Raw genomic sequence first — 18,343 nt, forward strand, 5'->3', positions numbered from 1 at the left:
CTGTCGCCTTGCCGGAAAGGCCCGGGGTGCCGATCAGGAACGAAGCGTGCGTCCGTCGGCTGCGAAGGCATGCGCCTGGCCGGGCTGGAGCGTCAGCCCGAGCCGATCGCCCGAACGCAGGGCGACATGGCCGTGCTGGCGCACCATGAGCGGACCCACACCATCCACAACCACATAGGCGTTCGTGTCCGATCCCAGATGTTCGACCACGTCCGCGGTGCCGGTCAGCGGGGCGGTTGCCGGGTCGGCGATGTCCAGGTGTTCGGGCCTTATGCCCAGCTCGGCGACAGGACCGGAGAGGCCGGGAAGCGCGATCTCGGCCCCGTTGGCCAGGCGAACGCCGGTATCGGTCTGGCTGACGGCCAGAATGTTCATCGTGGGCGAGCCGATGAACTGGGCCACGAAGCGGTTGGCGGGGGTCTGGTACAGTTCGAGCGGCGTGCCGACCTGCTGCACCACGCCCGCGTTCAGGACGACGATGCGGTCGGCCAGCGTCAGGGCCTCGACCTGGTCGTGGGTGACGTAGATCATTGTCGCCTTCAGCCGCTGGTGCAGGCGGGCGATCTCCAGCCGCATCTCGACCCTCAGCGCGGCATCGAGGTTCGAGAGCGGCTCGTCGAAGAGGAAGGCCCGCGGCTCGCGCACGATGGCGCGGCCCATCGCGACTCGCTGGCGCTGGCCGCCCGAGAGCGCCCGGGGCAGGCGCTGGGTCAGCTTGTCGAGCCCCAGCGTGCGGGCGACTGCGGATACGCGGGCGGCGCGACCCGAGGCCTCGGCCCCGCGGATTTCCATCGAGAAGCCCATGTTCCGCGCCACGTCCATGTGCGGGTAAAGCGCGTAGGACTGGAACACCATCGCGATGTCCCGGTCGCGGGGGGCCACCTCGTTCATGCGTTGGCCATCGATCTGCAATTCGCCTGCGGAAATGTCCTCGAGCCCGGCGATCATGCGCAGGAGGGTGGACTTGCCGCAGCCCGAGGGGCCGACGAGTACAATGAACTCGCCATCGGCGATGGAGAGGTTCACGTCGCGCAGCACTTCGATGGCGCCGAAGCGTTTTTCAATGCCGAGAAGGTCAAGTCGGGCCATGTGTCAGCCTTTCACGGCGCCAGAGGTCAGGCCCTGGACCAGATATCGCTGGATGAAGATGAAGAAGAGACAGGAGGGGATGAGCGCCAGCACCCCGGCCGCCATCATCTGCCCCCAGTCAACCGAGAATTTCGACACGAAGGTCAACATGCCGACCGGGAAGGTCATGCTGTCCTCTGACCGGATGAGCATGAGGGCGAACAGCACCTCGGACCAGGCGGCGGTAAAGACGAAGCCCAGCGTCGCGCCGAGCCCCGGCAGCGTCAGCGGCAGGATCACCTTGCGCAGCGCCTGGAACCGGGTGCAGCCGTCCATCATCGCCGCATCTTCGAGGTCCTTGGGGATGCCGTCGAAGAAGCTTTGCATCAGGAAGGTGGCGAAGGGGACGTTGAAGGCGGCGTAGACGAGCACCAGGCTGGAGAGCGAGTTCAGCAGGCCCAGGGCGGCGACGATCTTGTAGATCGGTGCGATGATCATCAGAAGCGGGAACATCTGTGTCAGGAGCATCAGCGCGATGATCAGTTTCTGGCCCCGGAAGCGGAAGCGCGAGAAGGCATAGCCCGCTCCGGCGGCGATGACCGTGGTGATGGCGGCCGAGGCGAGCGAAACGATCAGGCTGTTCCGGAAGAAGCGCAGGAAATCGGTCTGCCAGATCACCTTGGTGAAGTTGCCAAGTGTCGCGTCCGATGGCCAGAGTGCCGTGCCCTCGGTGAAGATCAGCTGGTCGGGCGTGATCGCGATCTTCAGGAGCCAGTAGAGCGGGAACAGCGCGAAGCAGAGGTAGAACAGGATCGCGGCGTATTTGCCGAGGGTGAGAAGCGGGTTGCGGCGGGCGATGGCCATCACAGCCTCACGAAGCGGCGGCGCAGCGCCAGAAGCACCACGGCATAGAGGAAGAGCAGGAAGAGAAGTGCCACGGCCAACGCCGAGGCATAGCCGAAGTCCAGCTTCTTGAAGGCGGTGGTGAAGATGTAGGTGGACAGGATCTGCGTGGAATTGGCCGGCCCGCCCCCCGTCATGATGAAGATCAGGTCCGCGAAATTGGCGATCCAGATCGTGCGCAGCATCACGGTGATGGCGATCATCGGCGCAAGGAATGGCAGGGTGATCTTGGTGAAGCTTTGCCAGGCTGTCGCGCCGTCGATCTCGGCCGCTTCATACAGTTCCGACGGGATGGATTGCAGCGCGGCCAGAAGGGTGATGGCGAAGAAGGGGACGCCGAACCAGATGTTCGCGGCGATGGGACCCCAGATGGCAAGATCGGGATCGCCCAGGATGTTGAACGGTTCGGGCAGCACACCGACGGCGGCAAGCCAGTGCGGCAGGGGGCCGATCAGCGGGTTGAAGAGCCAGGCCCAGGTCAGCGCGGTCAGGAAGGTGGGGACCGCCCAGGGCAGGAAGACGATGGCCTGGAACAGCCGCTTCAGCGGGAAGCTGGTGTTGAGCAGAAGTGCCAGGCCGAGGCCGAGCGTGAACTGGAAAAACAGCGACCCGAAAGTCCAGACCAGCGTGTTTTCCAGCGAGATCCAGAACTTGGTGTCGGACCAGAGGGCGAGATAGTTGTCCAGCGCCACCCATTCCGCCTGCCCCGGTTTCAGAAGCATGATCGACTGGAACGAGTAGCTGACCCCCACCACCAGCGGGATGAGCATGACCAGCGCGATCAGCACCAGGGCCGGTGTGAGGTAGAGGTAGGGTTCGATCAGGTGGGACCAGACGAAACGCTGGTGCGCCCGGGTTGCCCCGGGCGCGAGGGTGCCTTGCGTCACTGCTTGGCTTTCCACTTGCCGTATTCATCCGTCAGGAAGGCGGCCCATTCGTCACCCAGCTCCTGGGCGGTCTTCTGGCCGAGGAGCGCCTCTTGCGCCGTGTCCTTTAGGACCGTCGAGGTGAAGTAGCCCCACTGTTCCAGGTAGGTCGGCATGATGGTGGGGATGTAGTCCGGGCTGTTCAGCTCCTCGAACCAGCCCTTGAACTGATCGGTCTTGAAGAACGGGTCCTGGTCGGCGCCCTGGTGGATCGGGATCACGCCCACCCGCTTGGCCCAGGTGGCGTTCGACTCGGGCGAGGAGAGGTAGGCCACGAGATTCCAGGCGTCATCGGCATGTTCGGTCGAGTTGAACACCGACCAGCCCGCGAAGCCGATGGTCGGGAAGGCCTTGCCCGAGGGACCGACCGGCATCGGCATGACGGCGAAGTCCTCGGCCGGCATCCGTTCTGCAATCGCGATGAGCGCGTCAGGGTCCTGGTCGAGGAAGGCGCAGGTGCCGGAATAGAAGCCCGCGACGATCTCGTTGAAGCCCCAGTTGACGCTGTCCTTCGGCGCATAGCCCTTCTGGTAGAGGTCCATCAGGAACTGGAGGCCCGCGACCGAACCGGGCTCGTTGATTCGGCTCTTGCCGTCGGCGGTGAAGAACTCGTTCGAACCATTCATCACCGCGGCCATCATGATCCAGCCGTTGGTGCCACCCGCGCCGCCACGCAGGCAGTAGCCGTATTTGCCGTCGAGCTTGGACACCGCTTCGGAGGCGGCCATGAATTCGTCCATCGTCTTCGGCGGTGTGGCGACCCCGGCTTCGGCGAGGAGCTTCTTGTTGTAGAACATGGCGCGCAGGTAGAAGCCGTAGGGGATCATCGTCATCTTGCCGTTGGCAAGCTTGCCCATGTCGATGGTCTTCTGGGTCAGCGTCGCGCCGTGCTCCCACCCGGCGATCCGGTCGTCGAGCGGCATGAGCTGGTCGGCGTAAAGTGCCTGCCAGGTATCCGGCATCTCGATCACGTCGGGGGTGTCGCCGCCCGCGATCATGGTGGCGACCGTTTCAAAGGCCTGGCCCCAGGGGACGGAGATGATCTCCACGTCCACGTCCGGATTGGCGGCCTTGTAGCCGTCGACCATGCCCTTCAGCACCTCGGTGCGTTCGGGGCTGGTGATCACCTCGACCAGTTTCAGGGTCTCGGCCGAGACGGCAGACCCCAGAAGCGCCGCCAAAAGCCCGGCGCTGGCAAGAAGTTTCTTCATCGCTCTCACTCCCTTGGTTGTCAGTTTCTGCTTGTTGTCAGGGCCGCCGACATATCGGCCCAGAGGTCGTCTGCGTTCTCCAGCCCGAGGCTGAGCCGGACAAGCGTCGAGGGCACGCCGAACTTGCGCATCGAGTTGAATTCCCCGGCCTGGGCGAGGCCCACCTGCGCTGGCAGGATCAGGCTTTCGAACCCGCCCCAGCTGACGCCAAGGCGAAAGAAGCGCAGGGCGTCGGCCAGCCTGGGGACGTTCACGGACTCGTCGAATTCGACCGACATTAGCCCTGACCGTCCCGTCAGCCCCGGCACCATGTTGGCGGTGGGCGAGTTGACGCGGCGCACGAAGGGCAAGGCAGCCAGACGGTCGGCGAAGAGGTCGGCGGTGGCCTGGTGCTGGCGCATCCGGGGCACCAGCGTCCGCAGGCCCCGGATCAGGAGCCAGGCCTCGAAGGGGGCAAGCTTGGCGCCGAAGAGCGGCAGGGACAGATCGCGCAGGCGGGCGATGTGGTCGGCGCTGCCGACGACAACCCCCGCCACGGTGTCCGAATGGCCGGAGATGTATTTCGAGGCCGAGTGGATCACCATGTCGATCCCCAGCTCGACGGGACGCTGGAAGACCGGGGTCGCCCAGGAATTGTCGATCATCGTCACGACGCCATGCCGCTTCGCGTGGGCGGCAACCTTCGGCAGGTTCAGCGCCTGGAAGACCACCGAGGTCGGGCTTTCCAGATAGGCGACCTTCACGCCCTGCAGGAGGTCCGGGTCATCCTCGAATTCTCGCAGCGGGTGGTAGGTGGTCTCGATCCCGAAGGGGCGCAGGATGCGCTCCATGAAGCGGTAGCTGTCGGGATAGACGTGTTCCACGCAGGCCACCCGGTCGCCGGGGCGCAGGAAGGCCATCAGCGCGGCCGAAATCGCCCCCATGCCCGAGGCAAAGCCCACGGCGGCCTCTCCGCCTTCGGCATCGGCCATCATCGTCTCGAAGGCGGCGACGGTCGGATTTTGCACGCGGGTATACATCGGCGCGTTGCTGGACCCATCCATCCGCGCCTTGAAGTCGTCGAAGCTGTCGAAGGCGAAGAGCGAGGTCTGGACGATGGGCGGCGTGATCGACCCGCCCGCGCCTTCGGCGATGGCGGTCAGCCGGGTGGCAAGGTCATCGGTGCTTCTATCCGGCATGAAGTCCTCGGGCGATCTGGATGGCGGCTTCGTCCACGTCGGACATGATGGCGGACATGATGGCGACGGCTTTGCCCTCGTCCCCCGCGACGATGGCCTCGGCCAGGTCGCGGTGGGCGGGGATCGTCGATGCGCCCAGCTGGGGCTGGTCGAAGGGAGCGTCATAGAGGTCGTGGAAGGCGCGGTGGATCTGGTGGATCACCTTGGCGAACAGCGGGTTGCCGGTCGCGTCGTGAATGGCGGCGTGGAACAGGCGGTCGGCGGGGCGCCAGTCTTCGCCCGCGTCGTAGACCTCCATCAGTTCCAGCATCCGCAACATGATCCTGCGCCGCGCGGCCTCGTCCGCAACACGGGTGGCGATGCGGACGGCCTCGATCTCCAGCGGGCGGCGGACGGCGAGCATCCGGCTCAGGCTGTCGGCCTCGATCTGGACGGTGAGCGGCAGGTGCAGCGACCGGGTGGAGACTTCGGCCACGATGCGTGTGCCCCCGCCCTTGTTGCGGGTGATGATGCCCAGGCTTTCCCACTGCCGCAGCGCCTCGCGCACGGTTGAGCGGCTGATCCCCAGACGCCGGGCAAGTTCGACCTCCGGCGGGAGACGGTCGCCTATGCCCAGTTTCTTGTCCTCGACCAGGGCCGCAAGAAGCTGCGCCACATCGCGCGGGCGTCTTGGTTCCTTTGCGGGCGGAACGGGCTGGACGTCCACGGACGAATCTCCTGGCGGGCAGGGACAGGCGGTTTGCAGAGTCAGGCTAGACAATGTCGGACATTGTTGCAAGATTGTCGGACATAGTTTTCTGGCAAAGCGTCGAATCCCTGCACCCTTGCGGATCAGTCGTCGTGCAGGTTGTCACGCTGGCGCAGATTTGTGTCTTGCGGGACGGTCAACCGCCTCGACAACATGAATCCAAGGCGCTTGCCAAGCGTCAGAACCCAGCGAATTCCTGCGGGAAGGCTTGTCGGAGCAGCGAAAGCCCGGTCTTCCTCAGCGCGTCCGAGGGCGGGCGGTCGAGGTTCACGGTGTCCCAATACCACGCGCCCTGCACCAGGTAGTTCAACCCCTCGGCCAGGCTGTCGACATCCACCACACGCCCGCCCGCCGCCGCGACCTCGGCCAGCATGGTGCGGACTTCGTCCAGGTAGGCGCGGTCGGAGGGCAGGCTGATGCTGTGGTCAATAAGCATGGTCTGGCGGTCGCTGGCGAAGATCACCCAGGCGGCCACCCAGTCGGGATGCAGGCGCGAGAAGCTGCGCGCGCAGTCGAGCGCGGCGACCAGCCGTTCGGGCGTCGTCAGTCCGGGAGCGCGGACATGGGTCTCCCAGTGGCGGGCGAACTGGTCGTTCAGGTACTCGATCACCGCCCGGAACAGCTGGTCCTTGTTGCCGAAGTGGAAGACGACAAGGGCGTTCGACGAGGCGATGCGCCGGGCGATCCGCTGCATGGTGACGCCGGGCAGGCCCTCTTCGGCGATGGTGGCGATGGTGGCGTCGATGATGCGCTGAAGGCTGGCCTGGCCGCGCAGATGCCGCCGGTCGGCGCGGCCGGCCTTGGTCAGGCGGCGGGCGTCTTCTTCGGGCCGGTCGGGCGCGGAATCCTGTGGCACGGGGCTGGTCCTGCAAGCTGTGGCGGAGCGGCTCTTTTCGCCGTCTGCCGCGACCGGGTCAATGCTGCGCGTCACAGCGCGGGGCGGTGGCGTGCATCGCCATACCAGGCGCCACGGGTGGATTCGTAGGCCATGCCGGCGCGGAACACATCGGCGTCGCGGTAGGTCCGGCCGACGATCTGCATGCCCGTAGGCACCCCGTCCGGCGCCCGGCCCGTCGGCACCGACAGCACGGGGCAGCGGCTGAGCATGTTGAAAGGCGTGGTCAGCGCCCATCCGATGGTCGGATGCACCTCCTTGCCGTTGATCTGGATCCGGTGCCTGGACTGGTCGTGATCGGCGGGGATCGCGGTGGTGCCGTTTGTCGGGCAGATGAACAGGTCATGGCGTTCGATCATCGGACCGAAGCTTTCATACATCTCGGCGATGCGTTCGAGGCTGGCGACGAAATCGGCGGCGGTGGACCGGCCGCCACGTTCGGCGAACTGGCGGGCATAGGAGGTCATCTCATCGCCGTGTTCGGCCAGGAGTGTCGAGAGATAGGCGCCGAAGATGTGGTCGAGATAGGCAAGGCCCGCCTCCAGCGTGCCGGGCTTCCAGCCCGTGTCCACCTCTTCGACCGTCGCGCCAAGGTCGCGGAACACCTCCAGCGCATCGAGCGTGTTGCGCCGCACCGCCGCGTCGACCTCGAAGACGCCGAGGTCCAGCGACCAGGCGATCTTCATGCCCTTGACCGGCTTGTAGTCGGTCGGCAGCCGCAGCTTCGGCCGCAGGGTCGAGATGTCGGTGGGGGAGGGGCCGCACATGATGTTCTGCAAGAGGATGGCATCCTGCACGGAGCGGGCCATCGGGCCGGTGTGGCAGAAGAAATCCAGGTTGAACGGCGGGTCGTCGGGGTTGCGGCCGTAGGGCGGCTTGTAGCCGACCACACCGCAGGCCGCTGCCGGGATGCGGATCGAGCCGCCGATGTCCGATCCGGTGCAGATTGCCGAGGTTCCGGCGGCAAGCGAGGCGCCGGAGCCGCCCGAAGAGCCACCGCAGGTGAAAGCGGGGTTCCAGGGGTTGCGGGTGACGCCCCAGGCCCGTGTCCAGGTGGTGCCAGCGCAGGAAAACTCGGGCGTCGCGGTCCGGGCATGGACGATGCCGCCCGCCGCGAGGATGCGGGCGTTGTTGGTCGAGGTCCGTTCCGCCACGTTGTCCCTGAAGATCAGCGAGCCCGAGGAGGTCGGCTTGCCCGCGATCTCGCTTTCGTCCTTGATCCCGATCGGCAGCCCTTCCAGCGGACGGGTGCGGGCGCCGCGGGCATAGCGGGCCTCGGCTTTGCGGGCGAGGTGCATCGCCTCGTCGAAATGGGTGAAGGTGAAGGCGTTGACGGGATCCTTCACCGCTTCGGCCCGGGCGATTACCGCCTCCATCAGCTCGACGGGCGAAAGGGTACGGGCCTTGAACCGGCGCAGGGCTTCGTGGGCGGGCAGGTAGCACAGGTCGAGATCGGTCATGGGGGGCTTCCGGGATCAAGGATGCGGGCCGGACCGGGTACGGTCCGGCCGGATTGGTCACTTCAGGACGTCGGTCCAGATGCGCGTGTAAAGCTCGTTGACTGCGGGCGAGCAGGGCGGGGTGAACTCGCCCTTTTCGGCGAATTCCGCAGGGATGACGATCTCGGGCGCGTCGCGCATGTCCTCGGGCATGAAGGCCTCGGAGCCGCTGATCCCGTTCGCATAGCGCGCATAGGCCGAGATAAGCGCGGCGTTCTCGGGGTCCATGATGAAGTTCTGGAAGAGTTTCGCATTCTCGGCATTCGGCGCAGATTTCAGCACGGCGACGTTGTCCATCCAGATCGGATAGCCCTCGCGCGGGTAGCCGTAGACGAAGCGTGGCGCTTCGAGCCGGATGCGCATGCCGCCGCCGCTCCAGATCAGGCCGGCGGCATAGTCGCCGCCGGTGAACTTCTCGACGCTGGCATAGTCCATCGCCAGCCATTTCGGCTTGGCTGCCACCAGCTTCTCATGGACGCGCTTCAGAACCTCCATGTCGTCGGTGCAGCTTTGTCCACCTTCGGCGAGGATCGCCAGCGTCATCACGTCGCCCATCTCGGGCACGACGTTGATCTTGCCGACAAGCTCTGCGGGCGGGTCGAGGACGATCGACGAGGTGTTGGGGTCGCCCTTGTAGACCTCGGTATCGACCACGACGCCGGTGGTGCCCCATTGCCAGGGGACGGTGTAGTGGCGGCCGGGATCGAAGGACACGTCGACCCAGCGCGGGTCGATGTTGTGGAAGTTTTCCATCTGGTCCGGGCGGGTCTCCATGAGCAGGCCCTCGGCGATCCAGATCGGCACGAAGGTGGAACTGGGCACCACGATGTCGAAGTCGTTTCCGCCCTGGCGGGCCTTGGCGAGCGCGGTGTCGTTCGAGTCGAAATCGGTGATCGTCACCTTGATGTCGTAGGTGTCCTCGAACTTCTTGATCAGTTCGGGATTGGTGTATTCGCCCCAGTTGAAGATGTTCAGCTGGCCTTCGGCATGGGCGGCACCGGCGGCGGCCATCGCCAGACCGGACAGGGTAGGGATGAGAATGGGCAGGCGCATCTCGGGCTCCTCTGGCTGGGATCAGGTCTTCTTGCGGTTGAGAAGGAAGAACAGGCTGACGACGGCGACCGAGATCGCCAGAAACACGGTCGAGATCGCGTTCATTTCGGGTGTCACGTTGCGGCGCAACTGGCCGAGCATGTAGGTCGGCAGTGTCTCCTGCCCGGCGGACTTGATGAACTCGGTGATCACCACGTCGTCGAGCGAGACCACGAAGGCCAGCATGAATCCGGCAAGGATCCCGGGCCAGAGAAGCGGCAGGGTGATCCAGCGGAAGACCGCCCAGGGCCGCGCGTAAAGATCGGCGGCGGCGCGTTCCAGAGACAGGTCCATCGTTTCCAGCCGGGCGCGGATCGGCAGGTAGGCGAAGGGGATGCAGAAGGCGGTATGGGCGGCGATCAGGTAGCCAAGGCCGGTGTAGCCGGTCCAGACCTTGATCCGGGCGAAAACGACCAGGAGGGCGACCGCGGTCACGATCTCGGGCACCACGAGCGGCTGGTTGAGGAAGGCGACCTTCGCGGCGAGCCCCCGATAGGGCGTGGTCCGCGTCGTTGCCAGTGCCGCCATCGTGGCGGCGACGGTGGCGAGGCAGGCCGCGACCGGCGCCACCGTCAGCGAGCGCAGAAGGGCCTCGACGATCTGGTCGTTCTGCCAGGCGGCGCGGAACCAGCGCAGCGAGAATCCGTCCAGGTCCCCCAGTGTGTTCCCGGCGTTGAAGGCGAAGACCACCATCGTCGCCATCGGCAGGTAGAGGAGGAAGAAGCAGAGAAGCGCCACGAAGGTGAAGCCGCGCTGGTGGCGGACGGAATGCGGCCTAGCCATGGTTCCGCCCCCCCGATTTCGCGGCGGCGCGGGCGTAGACCAGCAATGCCAGCATGACGACTGCGGTCAGTGTCAGCGACAGGGCGGCCCCCAGGGGCCAGTTCCGGCCCTGTCCGAATTGCAGCTCGATCAGGTTGCCCAGCATCAGGTTCTTTCCGCCGCCCAGTAGCCGTGGCGTGACATAGGCGCCAAGTGCGGGAATGAAGACCAGGATGCAGCCTGCCAGGATCGCGGGCCGCGTCATCGGCAGGATGATGCGCCACAGCACCCGGCGGTTGTTGGCGTAGAGGTCCGAGGCCGCCTCGGCGAAGCTGAAGTCGAACTTTTCCAGGCTGGAATAGATCGGCAGCACCATCAGCGGCAGGTAGACATATGCCATGCCCAGAAGGATGCCGAGGTCGGTGAACATGATCTGCAAGGGCCGGTCCACGATCCCGGCCCAGAGGAGCAGGCTGTTCAGCACGCCCTCGTTGCGGAACACCTCCTGGATGGCGAAGGTGCGGATGAGGAGGTTGGTCCAGAACGGGATGATGATCAGGAACAACCAGAAGTCCCGGCGGTGGGCTGGTCGGTTGGCGATGAAATAGGCGGTGGGAAAGCCGATCAGAAGCGCCACCGCAGTGGTGAGGATGGCCAGTTTCAGCGACCGCCACAGGATGCTGACATGGGCCTTGGCCAGACCGATGCTGTCGTCAAACAGCCCGCGCTCGAAGAAGACGCCGAACCAGCCGTCCAGCGAGAACTGCCAGTATTTCACGTCGCCGTAGTCGCCCTTCGCCATGAAGGAGTAGAGCACGATCACCGCCAGCGGCAGCACGGCGAAAAGCGCCACCACGACCAGCGCCGGGGCCGAGAGCCACCAGCGGGCGCGGATCGACCTGCGTGCGGCGGCCTTAGCGACCTGGGCGGCGTCGGACATGGTCAATCCCTCAGCACGCGGGCGGCGCCGGGCTTGAACGCAACGGCGACCTCGGCGCCGGGATCCAGTCCGAAGTGCCCGCCGGGGCTGTTCTGCTGGCGCAGGACAAAGTCCGAGCCGTCGGCCAGGCGGATGTGCAGATGCGTGTCGGTGCCGAAATAGACCACCCGATCCAGCTTGCCGCGGAAGTCGCCGCCGTCGGCACGCAGTTCGGCATGTTCGGGGCGCACGAAGACGGTGGCCCGACCGTTCGGCGCGAGACCTGCGGGCAGCCCAGCCTCGACCGTGCCGCCAGCGGCGAGACGCACCCTTGCGTGCTGGCCCTCGATCCCGGCGATTTCTCCGGCAAGGAAATTTGCCTCACCGATGAAGTCTGCGACGAAGCGGTCGCGCGGGCTGTCATAGATCTCGCGCGGGGTGCCGACCTGAAGGATGCGCCCGCCGGACATCACCGCCACCCGGTCCGACATGGTCAGCGCTTCTTCCTGGTCATGCGTCACGAAGATGAAGGTGATGCCGGTTTCAAGCTGCAACCGCTTCAACTCGCCCTGCATCTCTTTCCTGAGCTTCAGGTCGAGCGCCGACAGCGGCTCGTCCAGGAGAAGGACGCGCGGTTGCGGCGCCAGCGCGCGGGCCAGCGCCACCCGTTGCTGCTGGCCGCCCGACAGTTGCGAGGTGCGCCGTTCGCGCAGCGCCTCCATCCGAACCAGCGCCAGCATCGCATCGACGCGCGCCGCGATCTCGGTGTGGCGCTTGCCCTGCATCTCCAGCCCGAAGCCGATGTTCTGCGCCACGGTCATGTGCGGAAAGAGCGCGTAGTTCTGGAAGACCGTGTTCACCGGGCGGGCGAAGGGTGGCTGACCGGCGATGTCCCGGCCGTGCAGGCGGATTTCGCCGGCGTCGGGAAAGTCGAAGCCCGCGATCATCCGCAGCAGCGTGGTCTTGCCGCAACCGGAGGGGCCGAGCAGGGTGAAGAACTCGTTCTCGCCGATGCTTACCGAGACGCCGTCCAGCGCCCGCGCCTCACCGAAACTTTTGGCGAGATCCAGGACTTCGATCGCCGGCGCCGCTGCCGCCATCCGCTTTGCCCTTCCTGTTGCGGTCCGCCGCGCTTGTGCGGCGGGACTCATTCTATGGGACAGGATTAAATAGACTGAACATACAGTCAAATACTTTTTTCGGCAATTCTCGCGCCCGGGATCGCGGGAACAAAGTCCTCGATGCCTTCGAGCGTCGTCGAAGCCGAGACGACGGGTCTGAACTCGATCCTGGCCCGGATCCGCTTCCTGATCGTCCGGTGGTCGTGCTCGACGAGGTTGTCGAGCTATTTGTGGTTTCGGCCTGCGCGCCGCCCTGCTTGCGAGGCGGGCAGGGGAAGCCCCCGCCCGCCCCCGGACTTACTGCCCCATCAACACGTCCAGCGGCACCGGCTGCGAGATGCGCCACTCATCGACCCGCGCGGGCTTGCCGCCGGTGATCTCGATGATCTGCATCAGCGCCGTGTTCTGGTGATGCAGTTCGGGGGTGAAGCTGCGCGGGCCAAAGGCCGTGGGCTCATCGGTCATCCGTTCAAGCTCGGCGGTCACGGCGGCGCCCTCGGTCGTGCCGGCGTGCTCGACCGCCTTGGCCCAGAGGTCGATCAGCACATAGCCCGGATAGGCATACTGGCTGGCCGGACGGGCGCCGGTCTTGGCCTCGTATGCCTTGTTGAACGCCTCGACCTCGGGGCGGGGATCGTCGCCGTAGATCGACCCCTGTACCGGCACGACGAACCCGGAAAGGTCAGGCGTGGCGTCCAGCCAGTAGGACCCGTCCACCGCCGAGCCGTTCAGGATCAGCGAATTGATTCCTGCGGCGCGCAGCTGGCGGACGGCTGCCGCCGCCCCCGGCATGACCGAGCAGAGCATGATCACGTCGGGTTCCTCGGGCAGGGCCTTGATACGGGTGATCTGGCTGGCGATCGAGGCATCGTCGTTCTTGAACGTGTCGCTGCCGACGATGGAGGCGCCTTCAAGCTGCGGGAACATCCAATCAAAGCCCTTGCAGATGCCCTTGTTGTATTCGATGAACGTGTCCTCCAGCACATAGGCGGTGCGGGCCTCGCGCCGGGCGTGGCTCCATTCCGCCATGGTCGCGCCCTGCACCGGCGCCAGCACCGAGGACGAGAAGCTGTTCGGCCCCACGCCCTGGATGCCGGCCTTCACGTCCTCGGCGCAGAGGAAGAAGCTGTTCATCCCCTCGCCCTCGGCCACAAGGGCGGCCGGAGCGCCAAAGTCGTAGTCGCAGGAGACGACCATCATCTCGGCGCCCTGGTCGACCACATCAAGGCCGGCCTTGGCGCTTTCGGCGCGGTCGGTTCGGGTGTCGGCCTCGACCACCTTGATCTGGCGGCCCAGAAGGCCCCCGGCGGCGTTGATCTCGTCGATGCGGATCTTTGCGGCAGTGGCGGCGGGCGTGTCATAGGCCTCCATCCAGCCGGACTTGGCGATGGCGAAGCCAATGGTCAGGTCTTCGGCCTTCAGCGGGGTGGCAAGGGCCAGCGTGGCCAGGATGCCGGGGGCAAGTTTCATCGGGTTCCTCCTCATGATGTCGGGTCAGTTGTTCGGTCGGCCCGCCCGCCGACCCAGCGCGCGGGAAGCATGATCTCGCGCCCGGCCAGAAGACCGGCGGGGCGAAAGATCAGGACGAGGATCATCGCCACCGCGATGATGATTTCCTGGCTGCCGGGGGGCAGCGCGAAGGTGGTGACGCCAAGGGTCACGCCCTTCTCCATGCGCACCAGGAGTTCGACCGCCAGCGACAGGGCCATGACCCCCGCCACCGCCCCCGAGAGCGAGCCGATCCCGCCCACGACCAGCATGGCCAGCATCAGGAAGGTCAGGCTCAGATAGAAGCTGTCGGGGTTGATGACGCCGATGAAATGGCCGGTCAGCGCGCCACCGACACCACAGAAGAAGGCCGAAAGCGTATAGGCCAGCAGGCGATGACGATAGCGGTCGATGCCCGAGGCGGCTGCCGCGACCTCGTCCTCGCGAGTTGCGCGCAGGGCGAGGCCCGAGGCCGATGCGCCATAGGCCGCCGCCACCGCCAGAGCCACCACTGCCCATGCGAGGGCCGCCCAGGGCGTGACATAGCGCTCAAGCCCGACGACCGAAGAGGTACCGCCGGTCATCGGCGTCCAGTTTGACCAGATGGTGTTGACCATGGCGAGGAAGGCGAAGGTCGCGATCGAGGCGGCGATGCCGGAAAGCCGCAGGATCGCGGCACCCGTGGCCAGCGCCACCAGGGCCGCCACGCCGCCGCCCGCCACGGCGGCCGCCGCGACTGGCCATTCGGCAGCGGCAAGCCAGTCTGGCAGGCCCGGCAGCAATGTCGCCTTCATCGCCGGTTTCAGCGTGGTCCAGGCCGAGACATAGGCGCCAAGGCAGGCAAAGGCGGCGTGGCCGAAGCTGACCACCCCGGAATTGCCCACGAAGATCCAGAACCCCACCACCAGCGTGACACGGATCAGCGTCTCGGCCGCCATGCGGGCCAGCGCGCGATCATGGGTCAGGCTGACGGCGATGACGAAGGCCAAGAGCAGGACGGCCAGGATCAGGGGTGTGGTGGCCGCCATGCGGCGGCGGATGCCGTGTTGTCTCAACATGTTCAGACCCGCGTTCTGGTGCCGACCGGGGCGAACAGCCCCTGCGGACGGAAAAGAAGGACAAGGATGACCGCGGCATAGAGGAAGGCGTCGCGGAACGGCCGCGCCTCGGGCGGCAGGCCTGCCTGCAACAGCGCCGAGACCGCGCCGATGCCAAGCCCCGCCACCACTGCCCCCGACAGGCTGCCCATGCCGCCGACGACTGTTGCGATGAAGGCCACCAGCATGATCTGCCCGCCCATGCGCACGTCGGCGATCCCGGTCTGCGCCACAAGGACCAGCGCCACCACCGCGGCAAGGCTTCCCGACAGCGCGAAGGCCCCCGAGATCACCCGGTTCGCCGGCACTCCGAGCATCCGCGCCATGCCGAAATCCTCGGCCGCCGCCCGCATTTCCAGCCCGATCCGGCTGCGACGGAGCAGCAACGCCAGGCCGACCAGGATGACGATGATCGCGGCGATGACGATCAGTTGCAGCAGAGGCACCTCGGCCGAGCCGATCCGCACCGGATGGCCCAGCCCGGCCCAGAGGCTGATGGCCTTCGGTCGCCCGCCGTAGAGCACCAGAAGCAGGTTCTGGAGCGCCACGCCCAGGGCGAAGCTGCCGACCATCAGTGTCACGGGCGAGGCGTTGCGCATCGGCCGGAACACCAGCGCCTCGGCGGCGAGCGCCAGCCCGGCCCCCACCGACAGGATCACCGGCACCAGCACCGGCGCGGGCAGACGGCCCAACCCCAGGACGGCCAGCGCGTCGGCCGACGGCAGGATCAGCGCGAAGACCGCGCAGGCGATGAACTGTCCATGCGCGAAGTTGACCAGCCGCATCACGCCGAAGATCAGGGCGATGCCAAGCGCCGCGATGGCATGGATGCCCCCCAGCGCCAGGGCGTCGAACAGAAGCTGCAGGCTCATGCCGGTTCTCCGAAATAGGCTTCGGCCAGAAGGTCGCGGGCGGCGAAACCGGCGGCGTCGCCGTCGGCGATGATCCGTCCGCCCCGCATCAGCAGCATCCGACCGCCGACCCGCGCCGCCCGGGCCGAGGACTGTTCGACGATGATCATGGTCAGGCCGCGCAGGTCCTGCAGCCCGGTCAGCCGGTCGTAGACCTCGTCCACCACCTTGGGCGCGAGGCCGAGCGAGGGTTCGTCCACCAGGATGACCTTGGGGTTGGTCATCAGTGCGCGGGCAATCGCCAGCATCTGCTGCTGGCCGCCCGAAAGCGCCCCCGCCGGGGCCCGGGCGCGTTCGGCCAGGATGGGAAAGGCTGCGAACATCGCCGCGATGTCGTCGGCGATGGCCCCCCGGTCGCGACGCATTCCGGTGCCAACCATCAGGTTTTCCTGCACCGTCAGTCCGGCAAAGATGCGCCGCCCCTCGGGCACCATGGACAGACCGCGCCGGGCAATCGCCTCTGGGGAAAGCCCCGAGAGAATGTCGCCGTCCATCTCGATCCGGCCATGGGCGGCGCGCACCGATCCGGCGATGGCCGCCAAGAGCGAGGATTTGCCCGCCCCGTTCGGCCCCGAGATGAAGACCCGCTCACCCTCTGCGACGGCAAAGGATAGCTCGGCCAGCGCCGTCAGCTTGCCGTAGCGCACCGCGAGGTCATGAACCGCCAGCTTCGACATCACGCCGCCTCCGGCAGGTTGGCGCCGAGATAGGCCTCGCGCACCGCCTGCGAGCCAAGGATTACCGCGCGGTCGCCGCGCTCGATGACCCGTCCGCCATCCAGCACCACCACGTCCGAGGCGAGCGAGAGGACCAGCCCGACGTTGTGTTCGATCAACAGGCAGCCGATACCGCGTTCCAGGGCGATGCGGCGGATCACGGCGGCCAGATCGGCCGCCTCGGTTTCCGACATGCCGGCCGCAGGTTCGTCCAAAAGCAGGAAGCGCGGCCCGCCCATCAGGGCGCGGGCGATGGCCACGCGCCGCTCGTCGGTATAGGGCAGACCGGCGGCGGGTCGGCTTTCCAGTGTGGCGATGCCCAGCCAGGCCAATAGCGCGCTGGCCTGATGCTCGGCCTCGCGGCGGCGCAGGCCGAGGCCGACGCCGGTGCAGGCCAGATTGTCCAGCACGTCGAGTCCGGTGAAAAGCCGCCCCGCCTGGAAGGTGCGCGCCACCCCGGCACGGCGGATGCGATGGGCGGCAAGGCCCGAGACAGCGCGCCCCGCCAGCAGCACCCGGCCAGAGGTCGGGCGCTGAAACCCGGTCAGGACGTTGACGCAGGTGGTCTTGCCGGCGCCATTGGGACCGATCAGCCCCACGATCTGACCGGGAGCGACGGCAAGCGTCACCTCGCTCAGCGCCCGGAAGCCACCGAAGGCGACCCCCACCTGGTCCAGCGCAAGGACCATGTCAGGCAACCTCGACGGCGCGGGCGGTGCGCGGCGGGGCCGCGGCATCGACCGTCATCGTCAGGACATAGACCGCCGAGGCGTCGAGTTCGGCGGTCCAGCCCGGCTCGATCACGATGGTTGTCGTCACCTCCTGGATGACGGCCGGCCCGGCGACGCGATCCCCGGCCCCCAGAATCGCGCCGTCATAGACCGGTGTGTCCTGCGGAATCCCGCTGGCCGAGAAGATCATCTCGCGCGTGCCCTTGAGGGCGGAATGCGCGCCGTTGCCGGGGGCAGAAGTCATCCGGGCAGGCTTGTCCACAACGCCGGTGATCGCGCTTTCGACGTTCACAACCTCGACCGCGCTGTGCGGTTCGGAATAGGTATACAGCTCCTCGTGGCGGGCATGGAAGGCGGCCTTCAGGCGCTCCAGCGCGGCTTCGGTGATCTCGAACGGGTCGATGTCCACCGTGCATTCATGCACCTGCCCGACATAGCGCATGTCGAGGCTGCGACGCACCGAGATGCGCTCGTCGGTGAAACCGTCGGCCATCAGGTCGCCGCGCCCCCGCGACTCGAGCTGGTTGAAGAGCGCGTTCAGCCGGGCGGCCGATTCCGCGCCCTCCAGCCGTGCGGCGACCGGGGCCATGTAGTTGTACTTCACGTCCGACAGGATCTGGCCAAAGGCGCAAAGGCCCGAGGCGAGCTTGGAGATCAGCACCTTGCGGATGCCCATCTCGCGCGCCAGCGCGGTGATATGCGCCGCCGTAGCCCCGCCCGCACAGTTCAGCACGAAGTCGCGCGGGTCATAGCCACGTTCCACCGAAACGCGGCGGATCGCGTTGACCATGTTGTTGTTTACGATGGTGAACATGCCATGCGCAGCCTTTTCCACGCTGATCCCCAGCGGGTCGGCGAGATGGGTCTTGATTGCGCGGCGGGCCTTTTCGACGTTCAGCGGCAGGCGACCGCCCACAAGGCCATCGGGGTTGAGATAGCCGAGCACCAGGTTCGCATCTGTCGTGGTGGGCTTCTCGCCGCCCTGGTCATAGCTTGCCGGGCCGGGTTCCGAGCCCGCCGACTGTGGCCCCATCTGCATCAGGCCCATGCTGTCGATCCAGCCGATCGAGCCGCCGCC

The 18,343-nt window shown here is 66.6% G+C and carries 18 protein-coding genes; all 18 read right to left on the reverse strand.

Annotation, left to right across the window (positions count from 1 at the left end; genetic code table 11):
- Positions 1 to 33: 33 nt before the first annotated feature.
- Positions 34 to 1,089 carry a sn-glycerol-3-phosphate ABC transporter ATP-binding protein UgpC gene (gene ugpC / locus JNL31_RS11060; RefSeq protein WP_294973206.1) on the reverse strand — a complete coding sequence of 352 codons (1,056 nt, stop codon included), beginning with the start codon at positions 1,087 to 1,089 and terminating at the stop codon, positions 34 to 36.
- Between the two features lie 3 nt (positions 1,090 to 1,092).
- Positions 1,093 to 1,932, reverse strand: a complete 840-nt coding sequence (locus tag JNL31_RS11065) for a carbohydrate ABC transporter permease (protein WP_294973208.1) — start codon at positions 1,930 to 1,932, stop codon at positions 1,093 to 1,095.
- Positions 1,932 to 2,858 (reverse strand): carbohydrate ABC transporter permease, encoded by a 927-nt coding sequence (locus JNL31_RS11070; protein WP_294973210.1) that lies wholly within the window; start codon positions 2,856 to 2,858, stop codon positions 1,932 to 1,934. Before JNL31_RS11070 ends, JNL31_RS11065 begins: the two co-directional genes overlap by 1 nt.
- Positions 2,855 to 4,108 carry a sugar ABC transporter substrate-binding protein gene (locus JNL31_RS11075; RefSeq protein ID WP_294973212.1) on the reverse strand — a complete coding sequence of 418 codons (1,254 nt, stop codon included), beginning with the start codon at positions 4,106 to 4,108 and terminating at the stop codon, positions 2,855 to 2,857. The genes JNL31_RS11070 and JNL31_RS11075 overlap by 4 nt, the downstream gene beginning before the upstream one ends.
- Positions 4,109 to 4,128: 20 nt before the next feature.
- Positions 4,129 to 5,286 carry an aminotransferase class I/II-fold pyridoxal phosphate-dependent enzyme gene (locus tag JNL31_RS11080; protein WP_294973213.1) on the reverse strand — a complete coding sequence of 386 codons (1,158 nt, stop codon included), beginning with the start codon at positions 5,284 to 5,286 and terminating at the stop codon, positions 4,129 to 4,131.
- On the reverse strand, positions 5,276 to 5,992 hold the full coding sequence (locus tag JNL31_RS11085; protein ID WP_294973215.1) for an FCD domain-containing protein: 717 nt from the start codon (positions 5,990 to 5,992) through the stop codon (positions 5,276 to 5,278). The genes JNL31_RS11080 and JNL31_RS11085 overlap by 11 nt, the downstream gene beginning before the upstream one ends.
- A gap of 220 nt (positions 5,993 to 6,212) precedes the next feature.
- Positions 6,213 to 6,890: a TetR family transcriptional regulator gene (locus tag JNL31_RS11090; protein WP_294973216.1), complete on the reverse strand. Its 678-nt coding sequence runs from the start codon at positions 6,888 to 6,890 to the stop codon at positions 6,213 to 6,215.
- Positions 6,891 to 6,961: 71 nt separating this feature from the next.
- A complete protein-coding gene (locus tag JNL31_RS11095) occupies positions 6,962 to 8,389 on the reverse strand; it encodes an amidase (RefSeq protein WP_294973218.1) in 1,428 nt (475 codons plus the stop codon).
- Positions 8,390 to 8,446: 57 nt separating this feature from the next.
- Positions 8,447 to 9,481 carry an extracellular solute-binding protein gene (locus tag JNL31_RS11100; protein WP_294973220.1) on the reverse strand — a complete coding sequence of 345 codons (1,035 nt, stop codon included), beginning with the start codon at positions 9,479 to 9,481 and terminating at the stop codon, positions 8,447 to 8,449.
- 21 nt (positions 9,482 to 9,502) lie between these two features.
- Positions 9,503 to 10,303 (reverse strand): ABC transporter permease, encoded by an 801-nt coding sequence (locus JNL31_RS11105; protein ID WP_294973221.1) that lies wholly within the window; start codon positions 10,301 to 10,303, stop codon positions 9,503 to 9,505.
- Positions 10,296 to 11,222, reverse strand: coding sequence for an ABC transporter permease (locus tag JNL31_RS11110; protein ID WP_294973222.1), 927 nt, complete (start codon positions 11,220 to 11,222; stop codon positions 10,296 to 10,298). Before JNL31_RS11110 ends, JNL31_RS11105 begins: the two co-directional genes overlap by 8 nt.
- Positions 11,223 to 11,224: 2 nt before the next feature.
- On the reverse strand, positions 11,225 to 12,301 hold the full coding sequence (locus tag JNL31_RS11115) for an ABC transporter ATP-binding protein (protein ID WP_294973225.1): 1,077 nt from the start codon (positions 12,299 to 12,301) through the stop codon (positions 11,225 to 11,227).
- A gap of 318 nt (positions 12,302 to 12,619) precedes the next feature.
- Positions 12,620 to 13,792 carry an ABC transporter substrate-binding protein gene (locus JNL31_RS11120; RefSeq protein ID WP_294973227.1) on the reverse strand — a complete coding sequence of 391 codons (1,173 nt, stop codon included), beginning with the start codon at positions 13,790 to 13,792 and terminating at the stop codon, positions 12,620 to 12,622.
- 11 nt (positions 13,793 to 13,803) lie between these two features.
- Positions 13,804 to 14,868: a branched-chain amino acid ABC transporter permease gene (locus tag JNL31_RS11125; protein WP_294973229.1), complete on the reverse strand. Its 1,065-nt coding sequence runs from the start codon at positions 14,866 to 14,868 to the stop codon at positions 13,804 to 13,806.
- Between the two features lie 2 nt (positions 14,869 to 14,870).
- The gene (locus tag JNL31_RS11130; RefSeq protein ID WP_294973231.1) at positions 14,871 to 15,779 is read right to left on the reverse strand and encodes a branched-chain amino acid ABC transporter permease; all 909 of its coding nucleotides are present in this window, start codon (positions 15,777 to 15,779) and stop codon (positions 14,871 to 14,873) included.
- A complete protein-coding gene (locus JNL31_RS11135; RefSeq protein ID WP_294973233.1) occupies positions 15,776 to 16,495 on the reverse strand; it encodes an ABC transporter ATP-binding protein in 720 nt (239 codons plus the stop codon). The genes JNL31_RS11130 and JNL31_RS11135 overlap by 4 nt, the downstream gene beginning before the upstream one ends.
- Positions 16,495 to 17,223: an ABC transporter ATP-binding protein gene (locus tag JNL31_RS11140; protein ID WP_294973234.1), complete on the reverse strand. Its 729-nt coding sequence runs from the start codon at positions 17,221 to 17,223 to the stop codon at positions 16,495 to 16,497. Before JNL31_RS11140 ends, JNL31_RS11135 begins: the two co-directional genes overlap by 1 nt.
- Before the next feature lies 1 nt (position 17,224).
- Positions 17,225 to 18,343: hydantoinase/oxoprolinase family protein (locus tag JNL31_RS11145; protein ID WP_294973236.1), on the reverse strand; the 1,119-nt coding region annotated here is incomplete at its 5' end.

The sequence above is a fragment of the Tabrizicola sp. genome (assembly GCF_016792905.1).
Classification (GTDB): Bacteria; Pseudomonadota; Alphaproteobacteria; order Rhodobacterales; family Rhodobacteraceae; genus Tabrizicola.